The sequence below is a fragment of the Pseudoalteromonas sp. APC 3495 genome (assembly GCF_030407645.1).
GTDB lineage: Bacteria > Pseudomonadota > Gammaproteobacteria > Enterobacterales > Alteromonadaceae > Pseudoalteromonas > Pseudoalteromonas tetraodonis.
Window position 1 is genome coordinate 1 of sequence record NZ_JASDDA010000071.1, and the last position, 13146, is coordinate 13146.

At 41.1% G+C, this 13146-nt stretch carries 11 protein-coding genes; 1 reads left to right on the top strand and 10 read right to left on the bottom strand.

The genetic code is table 11. From position 1 onward, the window contains the following. Nucleotides 1-260: 260 nt before the first annotated feature. Entirely contained in the window at nucleotides 261-2120 is a 1860-nt protein-coding gene (locus QL984_RS17710; protein ID WP_013466020.1) for a sodium:proton antiporter, read from the top strand. A gap of 132 nt (nucleotides 2121-2252) precedes the next feature. On the opposite strand, the gene QL984_RS17715 is transcribed toward QL984_RS17710, so the two are convergent. From QL984_RS17715 to tsaE, 10 genes are all read right to left on the bottom strand, one after another. Next, complete coding sequence (locus QL984_RS17715) at nucleotides 2253-2891, bottom strand: tetratricopeptide repeat protein (protein WP_013466021.1); 639 nt, start codon at nucleotides 2889-2891, stop codon at nucleotides 2253-2255. A gap of 124 nt (nucleotides 2892-3015) precedes the next feature. Continuing rightward, complete coding sequence (locus QL984_RS17720) at nucleotides 3016-4329, bottom strand: adenylosuccinate synthase (RefSeq protein ID WP_024601937.1); 1314 nt, start codon at nucleotides 4327-4329, stop codon at nucleotides 3016-3018. Nucleotides 4330-4538: 209 nt separating this feature from the next. Next, nucleotides 4539-5417 carry a protease modulator HflC gene (hflC, locus tag QL984_RS17725; RefSeq protein WP_013466023.1) on the bottom strand — a complete coding sequence of 293 codons (879 nt, stop codon included), beginning with the start codon at nucleotides 5415-5417 and terminating at the stop codon, nucleotides 4539-4541. 5 nt (nucleotides 5418-5422) lie between these two features. After that, entirely contained in the window at nucleotides 5423-6592 is a 1170-nt protein-coding gene (gene hflK, locus QL984_RS17730) for an FtsH protease activity modulator HflK (protein ID WP_013466024.1), read from the bottom strand. A 100-nt stretch (nucleotides 6593-6692) separates the two neighbouring features. Beyond that, nucleotides 6693-7982: a ribosome rescue GTPase HflX gene (gene hflX, locus QL984_RS17735; protein WP_128583723.1), complete on the bottom strand. Its 1290-nt coding sequence runs from the start codon at nucleotides 7980-7982 to the stop codon at nucleotides 6693-6695. Nucleotides 7983-7998: 16 nt separating this feature from the next. After that, nucleotides 7999-8262: an RNA chaperone Hfq gene (hfq, locus tag QL984_RS17740; protein ID WP_013466026.1), complete on the bottom strand. Its 264-nt coding sequence runs from the start codon at nucleotides 8260-8262 to the stop codon at nucleotides 7999-8001. 81 nt (nucleotides 8263-8343) lie between these two features. Beyond that, nucleotides 8344-9261, bottom strand: coding sequence for a tRNA (adenosine(37)-N6)-dimethylallyltransferase MiaA (miaA, locus tag QL984_RS17745; protein ID WP_028835550.1), 918 nt, complete (start codon nucleotides 9259-9261; stop codon nucleotides 8344-8346). A 10-nt stretch (nucleotides 9262-9271) separates the two neighbouring features. After that, nucleotides 9272-11098: a DNA mismatch repair endonuclease MutL gene (gene mutL / locus QL984_RS17750; protein ID WP_024601934.1), complete on the bottom strand. Its 1827-nt coding sequence runs from the start codon at nucleotides 11096-11098 to the stop codon at nucleotides 9272-9274. 29 nt (nucleotides 11099-11127) lie between these two features. Next, nucleotides 11128-12471: an N-acetylmuramoyl-L-alanine amidase gene (locus tag QL984_RS17755; protein WP_024601933.1), complete on the bottom strand. Its 1344-nt coding sequence runs from the start codon at nucleotides 12469-12471 to the stop codon at nucleotides 11128-11130. 28 nt (nucleotides 12472-12499) lie between these two features. Further along, nucleotides 12500-12967, bottom strand: coding sequence for a tRNA (adenosine(37)-N6)-threonylcarbamoyltransferase complex ATPase subunit type 1 TsaE (gene tsaE / locus QL984_RS17760; protein WP_013466030.1), 468 nt, complete (start codon nucleotides 12965-12967; stop codon nucleotides 12500-12502). Nucleotides 12968-13146 lie beyond the last annotated feature (179 nt).

Here is a 13146-nt window from a genome sequence, read left to right on the forward strand (position 1 = left end):
GATCAAGGCTAAAATTAAAGCTAAATAGGTCATAACAGACAAGGCATGCACATTTTGCAATAGATATCATAAAGTTAGACTACTATAAATAGTAATTATAGAGACTATAACTTTGATAACACTCTCACAAAAGACGTTAACACTAAATAAATAAACATTATTTATTAGCTAAATTTAATTTACACGTGTATACCCACTGTATTACTGGTTGGTAACCGTTATACTTTTAAACATTATTAAAATTAAGGAGTTTTTACTCTATGTCAGCAATTTATATAGCCGGTATTGCACTGTGTTCAGTGTTAGCCCAATGGGTCGCTTGGGCGTTTAGAGTACCCGCTATTCTGTTTTTATTGCTTACAGGGCTTTTATTAGGGCCATTTAGTGGCGTATTAGACCCTGATGCATTATTAGGTGATTTACTTTTTCCTGTGGTCTCTTTGAGTGTCGCTGTGATTTTATTTGAAGGGTCCTTAACTTTACATTTTCGAGAACTTAAAGGGATCAGTAAAGTCGTCAGAAACCTCTGCTCTATTGGTATGCTTACAACTTGTATTGTTATTAGTTTTAGCGCCTATTGGTTACTCGAGTTAAATTGGCGAGTTGCTGCAGTACTTGGCGCTGTGCTTGTTGTTACGGGGCCAACCGTTATTGCTCCATTACTTAACTCGATGCGACCTACCCAGGATATCGATCGTATTTTACGCTGGGAAGGCATAGTAATAGACCCCATTGGCGCTTTATTTGCAGTGTTAGTGTTTGAAGCCGTAATGCTGGTTGGTCAGGGTGAAGTACTTAGCCACACTATCGTTGCACTGGTTAAAACCGTTGGCGTTGGTTTAAGTATTGGTGTGGTTTCGGGTTGGATCACGACGCAACTAATGCGCCGAGAATGGCTGCCATTTGAGCTACATAAGTTTGGTATTTTAGCGTTAGTGTTAATTAGCTTTTCTATTTCAAACCACATAAGCCATGAGTCAGGCTTACTGGCTGTGACGGTGTTTGGCATTTGGTTAGCTAATCAAGATGACTTGGAAATAGATTCGGTACTCGAGTTTAAAGAAGATTTGTCAATGATTTTAATCTCGACTTTATTTATTTTATTGGCCGCAAGACTACAACTCTCTGATTTAATGATGCTCGACAGCGACGTATTTATATTTTTAGCTATTGTGCTATTTATCGCCCGCCCATTGTGTATTGCTATTTCAACCTTTGGTACAGACTTACCGATGAAATCGCGCCTAGTACTTGCTTGGATTGCACCTCGCGGTATTGTTGCAGCAGCCGTTGGTTCAGTATTTGCGCTGAGTATGATGGAAGCGGGAGTGGCCGATGCCGAAAAAATGGTGCCACTCATATTTACTGTTATTATTGTTACTGTGGTACTGCAAAGCTTAACGGCTATCCCTGTTGCGAAACTACTTGGAGTGCGTCAACCATCCCCTAATACTATTTTAATCATTGGTGCAAACCATGTATCGCGTGCAATTGCACGTGGCTTAAAAGAGCAAAATATTCCTGTTCATCTATCAGATCCTGCTTGGGAGAACTGTAGAATGGCGCGCATGGATGGCCTGCCTTGTTATTACGGTAACCCGCAATCGGAGCATGCTGAACGTTATTTACCTTTAACCACGATTCGCAGTGTTTTAGCGCTTTCACCTAATCGCCACCACAACGCATTAGGGGTGCAGTACTTCTCTCATTTATTAAATGAAAAAAATGTATTTTCACTACGTTCCTCTTCATCACATGCTAAAGCAAATAAAGACAGCGCGACGTTTTTATCACGACAAATTCTGTTTGGTGAAAACGGCGCATATGCACGCTTAAGCAGTGTTATTGCCAAAGGCGGTAAAGTGAGTGCAACACGTATATCTGAAGAGTTTAGCTGGCAGCAGTATTTAGAAATGAATCCTGAAGCGATCCCACTGTTTATTCTCAAAGGGGATAAAGACAGTGATGAAGACGCACCAGTGAAAATGAGGCCTTTTACCAGTGATATGGAAAAGCCACCACAAGAGGGTGAACGAGTAGTTGCATTGCAACCGCCTAAAATATCGCTATTAAAAGATCCGGCCAATAACAAAGCCAAAGACAATAAAAAAGACGAGTAATAACTAAAAAGCGAGAGTGCTAAAAAAGCACTCTCGCTTTTTTATTTACAAACCTAAACTCTGATTAAGAGATTTACTAACATATTAAATCATAGTCATAATTAGGTTTATTTTCTCTAGCTGGAGTTTAGGTTACATAGGTAAGCGCGCGCGGGTAACGACACTAGCTGGCATTTTTTCAGCAAGTTTAGTTAATGCTCGCTCTATTTTTTTATGTGTCGCTTTATCGGCTACCGTGGTGTTAAACAGCCAACGATAAGCATCTTCAAAGTCTCTTGGACTACCATAGCCTTGATTAAACAAGCCCACTAATCGTAATTGAGCTTTTAAGTTACCTTGCGCTGAGGCCTCACGGAGGTAGGTTATTGCCATGGCTTTGTCTTTTTGGACTAACTGCCCAACATCGTAGTAGCGACCTAGTTGCTCTAATGCTGCCGCTAAGCCCTGCTCAGCCGCTTTTTTCATGTAATACACACCTAGAGCTACATCACGCTCAACACACACCTTGTAGGCAAGCATATCACCGTATAAAAATTGATACGACGGCAATGCCATTTTATTGGCTCGTGCTTCTATATCTTGCACTAACTGGCAATTATCTGCCTTCACGCGGGCTAGATGAGTGTTCTCATTAATTAAAGCTATTAACTCAGATTCGGTATACAGCGGCACAGCTGCAGGGCTTTCTTCAGCTAAGCTATTGCTTATATTAAATAAAGAAAGTGTAAGTAGTGATAATGACCACACTGAGCAACGAGAAGATAAACGCATATTAACCACTTTAAAAATAAACTTACCAAATAATATACAAAGATCGTTCCACTATTAATAGGTGTGCTTTTTTATAGGCATAAAAAAAGCTGCACATGGCAGCTTCTTTTCAACATAAACCCAATTATGCAAATGGGCTACGAAGTATCATGGTTTCAACACGATCTGGACCTGTAGAGATAATATCAACAGGGACGCCCGTGATTTCTTCAATACGTTTAATGTAATCAATTGCTGCTTTAGGTAAACCTTCAAGCGATGTTACACCCACGGTATTTTCAGACCAACCAGGCATTTCTTCGTATACTGGTGTTACTTTATCGTAACCTTCAGCCGCTAATGGCGTAACGTTAGTCACAGTACCATCTTCAAGCTTATAACCAGTACAGATTTTAAGTGTTTCTAAACCGTCTAGAACGTCAAGTTTAGTTAAACAAAAACCTGAAATGCTGTTAATTTGAACTGCACGGCGCATAGCCACTGCATCTAACCAGCCAGTACGACGTAAACGACCAGTAGTAGCACCAAACTCATGACCTTTGTCACCTAAATGCTTACCTACTGGGTCTTGTTTTTCAAGGCCATCGTAAAGCTCTGTAGGAAAAGGACCTGAACCTACACGTGTTGTGTACGCTTTAATGATACCTAGTACATAATCAAGGTGTAATGGGCCAAAACCCGCACCTGTAGCAACGCCACCAGCAGTAGTGTTTGAAGATGTAACATAAGGGTAAGTACCGTGATCGATATCAAGTAATGTACCTTGTGCACCTTCAAATAAGATGTTGTCACCGGCTTTACGCGTTTGATCTAAAAGCTCAGTTACATCAACTACCATTGCTTTTAAGATGTCAGCAACAGCCATTGCGTCATCAAACGTTTTTTGAAAATCTACTGCATCTACTTTGTAGTAGTTCACTAATGTGAAGTTGTGGTATTCCAATACTTCTTTTAACTTAGTAGCAAATAATTCAGGATTGAATAAATCGCCAACACGTAAACCACGACGTGCTACTTTATCTTCATACGCTGGACCGATACCACGACCCGTTGTACCGATTGGTTTATCGCCACGCGCTGTTTCGCGAGCTACATCTAATGCAACATGGAAAGGCAATATTAGCGGACATGCTTCACTGATTAAAAGACGTTCGCGTACTGGTACGCCACGCTCTTCAAGCATGCCAATTTCTTTCATTAGCGCTTCTGGTGATAAAACAACACCATTACCAATCACACATTTAACATTGTCACGTAATACACCCGATGGAATAAGGTGTAGAACTGTCTTTTCACCGTCGATCACTAAGGTATGGCCAGCGTTATGGCCACCTTGATAACGAACTACTAAAGATGCTTTATCTGTAAGGAGGTCAACTACCTTACCCTTACCTTCGTCACCCCATTGGGTGCCTAGTACAACAACGTTTTTACCCATTGCAAATTCACTTAGAGAAAATTAGGACGAGATTTTACCAGAAAACTAAAGCAAAGTTCACCCCGTTTAGCTTATTTTTTCCTCGTGCCCTTAGTAAACATCAGTGTTTAGCTAATAATCACATAAATAACAGTGATTTATAAGATTAAAATTCAGATAACAAAAAGCCCTGCAATTGCAGGGCTTTTTAAATTTAACTAAAGCTGTGATTACTGAGCTTTCGCGCCTTTCATGTATTGGAAGAAATCGCTATCCGGTGATAACACCATCACGTCTTGCTTTCCTTTGAAAGTTTGCTTGTAAGCTTCTAAAGAGCGAACAAAGCTAAAGAACTCAGGGTCTTTATTATAAGCACTAGCGTAAATCGCAGCAGCATCAGCATCGCCTTGACCACGAACAGAACGCGCATTACGTTCTGCATCAGCAAGCATTACTGTTACACGGCGGTCAACACCTGCACGAATCGTTTCTGCTTTTTCCTGACCTTCAGAGCGGTGCTCTTTAGCAACGGCAGTACGCTCAGCACGCATACGTTGGTAAATAGAGCTACTCACCTCTTGAGGTAAGTTAATTTGCTTAACACGTACATCAAGTACTTCAATACCCAGCTCACTAGCACTTTCAGAGGCTTGTACTAACGCTTCTTCCATCAGCTCGCTACGTTCACCCGATACAATTTCACGAATAGTACGAGTACCAAAGTTAGTACGTAGGCCATTATTTACTTTTTGCTTAAGCAGTGTTTCAGCGTATTGCTTATCACCACGTGCACGCAGGTAAAAAGAGCTAAAGTCGTTAACACGCCATTTTACAAACGAATCAACAATTAAGTCTTTTTTCTCGCTAGTTACAAAGCGATCCGGTGTGCCATCTAGCGTTTGAATACGCGCATCAATGCGGCGCACTTGGCTAAAAAATGGCACTTTTAGATGTAGACCTGGACCATAAACCACCGCTTGATCATCGCTGTCTTTTTGTACTTTACTAAATAAAAGTACAATCGCCTTTTGGCCTTCAGAAACCACAAATACTGACGAGAAACACATTACAATGGCAGCTAATAGGATTACTAAACTAAAGTTTTTCATTATGCTTATCTCCCGTCGTTGAAGCGATCATTGTTAAAGCGATCATTACCACTATTAACAGTGCTGTTACGTGACGTATTTACCTTGTTACGTAAATCGTTAATATCGCTTGAGCTAGGTAAAGCAACGCGTGTTGATGAACCCTGTTTTTCCATGATTTTATCAAGTGGTAAATACATCATGTTGTTACCGCCCTTAACGTCAACCAATATTTTAGAGCTATTACCTAATACTTCTTGCATTGCGTCTATGTATAAACGCTCGCGTGTTACTTCTTTAGCTGCTTGGTATTCTGGAAGTAATTTCTCAAAACGAGCCACTTCACCTTGCGCTTCTAAAGTAATACGCTCTTGGTAACCTTCAGCCTCTTGCGTCATACGCGTTACTTGACCACGCGCACGCGGTTCAATTTCACGGGCATACGCTTCGGCTTCACGAATAAAGCGTTGTTCATCCTCTTGGGCTGCAATTGCATCATCAAACGCATCTTTAACTTCCATTGGCGGACGTGAATCCTTGAAGTTAACGTCAGTTACGATTAAACCTAAATTATAAGGTTCAATGATTTGATTTAGCTCATCCCAGGTATTTTGACGCACAACTTCACGGCCGTTAGTCAGTACTTGGTCCATTTTTGAATGGCCAACAACATAACGCAGCGCACTATCTAATGCTTCTTCAAGGCTGCTGTCAGCGTTAGTGACACTAAACTTGTATAAGTATGGGTCGATTACTCGATACTGTACTTCAAACTCAACGCTTACTACGTTTTCATCTTCAGTTAGCATAAAACCTGATGCTGATAACGAACGAACAGCTTCGATATCGACTGGAATAACCGTCTCAACAAAGGTCATCTTCCAACGCAAGCCTGGATCTGCAATTCGGTCAAACTTACCAAATTGAAGAACGACACCGCGCTCAGCTTCTTTCACCGTATAAATACCGCTTAACGCCCACACAATGGCAGCGATAATAAGTACAAATGAAATACCGGCTCCGCCAAGTCCACCGCCGCTACCATTGCCGGATTTTTTACCGCCAAATAAGCCGTTAAACTTGTTACTGAATTTACGGAACACCTCGTCTAAATCAGGTGGGCCTTGATCACGTCCGCCTTTGTTATTCCACGGATCTTTGTCATTGCCATTATTACCCGGTTCATTCCAGGCCATAGCTATACTCCATTGTTATCTAAATAAATTCGGAAATTGTGTTAAATCTAACAAATCTTATGCATTTCTTATACTAAAACCGACATTAATCTTTCAGTTTTTAGTCGCAGCTAATAAAACTTTCAATCTCTGGGCCAAAATCTTTAATCAAACGATTCCACTCAATCATAGGTAATCGCACATCTAGCAACCAATTACCTTGCTCATCAAAACGTTCGTTATGTACTGCACTTAAGTTAAATAAAGATGCTCTTAAACGTCCATACTGAGGAGCCAGTAGTAAAGTTTCACTCAACATCTTTTTAGCTAGTAAGTCACTAATAGCCTCACTTAACAGCTCGCAACCTTCACCTGTTTTTGCTGATAACCATACCCTTATAGGTTGGCCTTCGTCATCGCGATCAATACGTGGGGTTACATCATCCAGCGCATCAATTTTGTTGTATACAAGTAATTGCGGTACATCATCAGCTTCAATTTCTTTGAGTACTTCTTGTACCTGTTCAATATTTTCTTTTCGACGAGGGTCAGCTACATCTATCACGTGTAATTGTAAATCAGCCTCTCGCGTTTCTGTCAGCGTTGCTTTAAATGCAGCCACTAAGTCATGCGGTAAGTGGCGAATAAACCCTACAGTATCGGCTAAAATAACCGAACCAACATCGCCAATATCTAATTTGCGTAAGGTTGGGTCTAGTGTTGCAAACAACTGATCAGCGGCATACACATCAGAATTTGTAATACGGTTAAATAAGGTTGATTTACCCGCATTAGTATAACCCACTAAAGAAACCGTTGGGATCTCATTACGAGTACGTGCTCGTCTACCTTGCTCACGTTGTACGCCAACTTTAGCCAAACGGGCGCGTATATTTTTAATACGTGCACGTAATAAACGTCGATCGGTTTCTAACTGCGTTTCACCAGGACCACGTAAACCAATACCGCCTTTTTGGCGTTCAAGGTGGGTCCAACCTCGGATTAAACGAGTCGACATATGACGAAGCTGCGCTAACTCAACTTGAAGTTTACCTTCGTGAGTACGTGCGCGCTGAGCAAAAATATCAAGGATAAGTGTGGTTCTATCAAGCACCCGACATTGGCAAACACGCTCTAAATTACGTTCTTGAGACGGACTTAACTGATGGTTAAAAATGACAACATCGGCATTGTGGGTTTTGACAATTTCAGCTATTTCTTCTGCTTTGCCGGTACCGACAAATAGCTTCGGATGTGGTGCTTGACGGCTGCCTTGCACAACCGCCAAACTACTAACACCAGCAGAAGATACCAACATTTCTAATTCGTGGAGATCTTCACGATCCCCCTCTTTAGGTAAGTCGATATGGACTAAAATTGCCTGTTCGCCAGATTCATAGCGGTCAAACAAGCATTACGCTCCTAATTTAAAAGTTTCCAGCTTCAGGTTCTTCAGTGTCTTCATTTCCCTGAACACCTTGGAAGTTGACTGCGCGTGCAGGTACAACTGTAGAAATTGCATGTTTATACACCATTTGGTTAACAGTGTTTTCCAGCAAAATTACAAATTGGTCAAATGACTGAATTTTACCTTGTAATTTTATGCCATTTACCAAAAAAATTGATACTGGAATGCGCTCACGGCGTAGTGCATTTAAAAATGGGTCTTGTAACGATTGGCCTTTTGCCATGTTATTATTCCTTCGTTCTAGGTGTTATTATAATTAAGTGGCTGAACTGATTTAACAAAGATAAATTTTGTCCAACTACTACTAGCTTAGCGAACTTACTACACGATGCAAGTTTTCTTCATCACCTGTTGTTAACCATGTAACATCAGGCCAGCTTCTTAACCACGTTAATTGACGTTTAGCCAATTGACGTGTGGCTGCAATGCCGCGAAAAATCATTTCATCATGATCAATTTCACCCGCAAGGTAATCCCACATCTGTCTATAACCTACACAACGAATAGAAGGCATATTGGGATGTAAATCCTCACGTAGATATAGGGTCGAAACTTCTTTTTCAAACCCCTGTTCAATCATTATTTTAAACCTTTCTTCAATTCGATGATGTAATTCACTGCGATCATCGGGTGCAATTGCAAATTGATGAAAAGTATAGGGTAATGCTGGCTGTTTTTGCTTTTGCAATTCAGTCATCGTTTTACCTGTTATACGGTAAACTTCCAAAGCACGATTAATTCGCTGCGAATCATTTTCACTCATCTTTTGTGCTGCTTGCGGATCAACTTTAACCAGCTCTTTGTATAAATAAGGCCAGCCATGCTCTTTAGCTTGTGTTTCTAGTTCGGCTCTAACGTTTGCATCGGCTTCAGGTAATGGCGACAACCCATCAATTAGCGCTTTGAAGTACATCATTGTACCTCCAACCAATACAGGCACTTTACCTTGTTGATGAAATTTATCAATTTTTTCTATAGCATCACGTCTAAAATCAGCAACCGAATACGTTTCACTCGGATCAAGTAAGTCAATTAAATGATGTGGGGCACGAGCTAATTCGTCGGCATCAGGCTTAGCCGTACCAATATCCATACCTTTATAAACAAGCGCAGAATCAACGCTAATAATCTCAGTATTTAAATACTCACACAGTGAAATTGCCAATGCTGTTTTACCAGCAGCGGTTGGGCCCATTAAAAATATGACCGGTAAATTACTCAACACGAATACCTTAATTAAATTGCGTTAGATAAGAGTTTAGATCTATTTTAACTGCTTTTTCTCGCAAGCGTTCAATTGTTTGCGGATTATTTTGTAAGCGCGCTTGCTGCTCTAAAAAGGCATTGCTCGCATAGAACCGTGCGGGAATTATATTTACCTGCCATTGTAGCCATTCATCAATACTTGCTAGCTGAGCCTTACATCCCTCAAGCAATGCATCTATTGCAGCACTTACATCTAATAAGTACAGGCTTGTAGGCAGCTTCTTTACCATAACAAACTGCTTTTCTATTAATAACTCAAAACCTAGTAAGGTAAACCAAGACTGCTGAGCAGCAAGAAGCGCCGTGTCTTGTTTTGATACGTTGACACGCACAGGCAATAGGAGTGCTTTACCTTCAAGGCTGCCATGCTCTTTTATTTGTGTATGCCAATCATCCGCTAATGCGTATTTAAAGTGTGAACAATAAAGTTGATTTTCATTATTGAACACGCAAACGCCCTGTTCAATGCTTATTATATCGACAGTGCGCAGTGCTGTATCTGATACTTGCGTCTCATTAGATTGTACAAATGCTGCCGCAGTATCAAAGTGCTGCGCTTGTTGCTCATTCACGCCCTGATAAAACGCATTCACATCATGGTAATTTTGGCTTTCAGTACGCACCTGTCTACCCGCACCTTGACGACCGCCACCATAAGAGGCACTACTTGTAGATGGCGAATGACTTGGTTGTAATGACGACTTAGGATAATCAAAAAGTTCACTACTGGAAGTGTGTTCTTGGTTAAACGATGTAACTGGTGAATGATGAGCGTGAGCGGCTGGCGAATTAACAAACTCAGCTTGAAGTGGCACCACAACTTGTTTAATAGCTTGTAAAATAAAGTCATGTACCAAACGACCTTGATGAAAACGTACCTCATGCTTTGCCGGGTGCACGTTAACATCCACTTGGCGTGGGTCTATATCTATGTAAATCACAAATCCGGGAAGTTCTTGCTCGCCACTGACCTCTTCAAATGCTTGACGAATAGCATGCAGAATAAGTTTGTCGCGCATCATACGATTATTTACATAGGTATACTGAGTACTATTAGCCGATCCAACTGGCAATACCCAACCGTGTAGTTGCAACCCAGCCTCACCCGATTGAATATGCAATCCTTGCTCAGCAAACGCTTTACCCGCCACTTGTGCGACTCGCGTAATCGCTTGAGCAGGATCAGTTTTAGCGCGATACTGGCGCACAACTTTTTCATTATGGGTTAATGTAATTGATACATCAAAACGGCTCAGCGCAATACGCTTTATAAGCTCATCAATATGACTAAATTCGGTTTTTTCAGTGCGTAAAAACTTACGTCTTGCTGGGGTGTTAAAAAATAAATCTTTAACTTCAATTGTGGTGCCACTAGGGTGAGCAACCGGCTTTACCTCTACGGCCATATCTCGGCCTTGTGCAAAGGCTTGCCACGCAGCTTCTTGATTTTCGGGTTTAGAGCTTAAGGTTAAGCGAGATACCGAACTAATAGATGCTAAGGCTTCCCCCCTAAAACCAAGAGAACAAATATTTTCTAGGTCGTCTAGGGACTTTAGTTTACTGGTTGCATGGCGAGAGAGCGCTAATGTGAGCTCACCCTTTGCAATACCCGCTCCATTGTCGCGAATACGAATTAACTTGTGGCCCCCGCGTTCAATATCTATTTGAATACGTGTCGCGCCTGCATCAAGGCTGTTTTCTACTAACTCTTTAACCACCGATGCGGGACGCTCAACAACTTCACCCGCCGCAATTTGGTTTGCTAAGCGCGCAGGTAATATTTCAATACTCATAACAACCTTAAATGTGTGCGCTTTTAAAATTAACTCTGAGGAATATCAAGTTCCTGACCAATAAATAGCGTATTTGAACTGAGCTTATTAACTTGTTTTATTTTACTGATACTCACGCCATATCGACCTGCCAACATGCTCAGTGACTCACCAGGACGTACTTTATGTTTTGTTGGATACTGAGACTTTAATGACGCAAACAGTGAGTCGTCAGGCGGGTTACGTAAATAGTAATTTTTAATTGAGGTAAACATGGCTTTAGCTAAGCGCTCTTGATGATTGGCACTTTTAAGCAGTCGCTCTTCACGTGGATTAGAGATAAACCCAGTTTCAACCAAAATAGACGGAATATCTGGCGACTTTAATACTGCAAGGCTGGCATGTTGCGGCTCTTTTTTATGAAGTTTAGCCACCTTTCGTAGCTCTTTAACTACTTCCTCAGCCACGTTTAAGCCGGTTTTCATGGAGTGATCCATCGACATATCAAGCAAGGCTTGCGCTAAGTACTTTTCATTTGCAGCATCTTTAATTACATCGGCAGCACCGCCAAGTAACTCAGAGTGTTTTTCTTTATCCTCAATCCATTTACCAATTTCTGAATTGGCACGTCGCAGCGACAACACCCAAACAGAAGCACCATTTGGCCCAGGGCTGGTAAACGCATCTGCATGAATAGAAACAAAAAAGTCTGCTTTTTTCTGACGTGCGCGGTTGGTACGTGTATTGAGTTTTACAAAGTAATCGCCACTGCGAACCATACGCGAAATCATGCCTCGCTCAGCATCAATCATCCGCTCTAAACGCTTGGCAATTTGCAGTGTAATGTCTTTTTCGTAAGTGCCTGATGGGCCAATGGAGCCAGGGTCTTCACCGCCATGCCCTGCATCAATAGCAATTACAATATCGCGCTCTTGGCTTAATTGGCGTTTTTTTGCCGCCGTTTGCGCAGGGGTAATTGCACCTTTAGCTTGGCTTTTATCGTATAAATCGACCACCAATCTATTTTTATAAGGGCCTGTGGGGGCTAGTGCAAATATAACTGGTTTAACTGGCCCATTTAATTCAAACACTAAACGCACGCTGTGTTTATTTTTAGGTTTTGAGTAACGTAACTTACTAACAATTTGGTGTTTTGGTGGCACACCTGGCAATGTTTTCAACTCATCAGTGTTTTCTAAATCAACCACTAAACGGCTTGGATTTTTTAGCATAAAGTAGCTGAAATCGGGTTTATCGTCGAGATCAAACACCACCCGGGTGCTATCAGGGGATGGCCAGACACGCACACTATTAATAGTGTTTTGCGCCCACAATGGCAAGCTCACTGTAAAAACCATGAGGTAAATAAAAAGTTTAACTAAACCACGACTCATTTTGATAATCACTGCCTTAACTATTTTATTATCTATTATTTAGTTTTTCGACAATTGCTACACCACGCTCACTAGCACTGTTAATAACAATTTTACGCTCATCACCTACATAACTTAGCGTAGCATTTAGATCGGGAACAGGAATAAATTCTCCGCCTTTTTCCGGCCACTCAACAATACAAGTTGCCGTTTCTGAAAAATAATCACGAATTCCCATAAATTCAAGCTCTTCTGGGTCACCTAATCGGTATAAGTCAAAATGATAGACATTGCCACGCACAAGCTCGTAAGGTTCAACAAGTGTATAAGTGGGACTTTTAACCTTACCTGTATGACCAAAACCTTGCACTATACCGCGAGTAAATGTCGTTTTACCGGCCCCCAAATCACCATGCAAATAAATAACTGCGCCCTGTTCTATTATGGCAGCTAATTTATTACCCATAGCAACAGTGGCATTTTCATCGACTAAATGAAAATCAAAACTACACGACATGATTACCTCAAAATTTACGAAAAGCGCATATTTGTTAATCATACCAGATTATTTATTTAAGGTGATACTGCCTCTTTTTTAAAGATAAAAAAACCGGCCTGAGCCTAATGCCAGTCAGTTAAGAACTGACTGGCATTTTCTTTTATAGGGGTACTTATTCGGCTTCTTTCTTATCACCC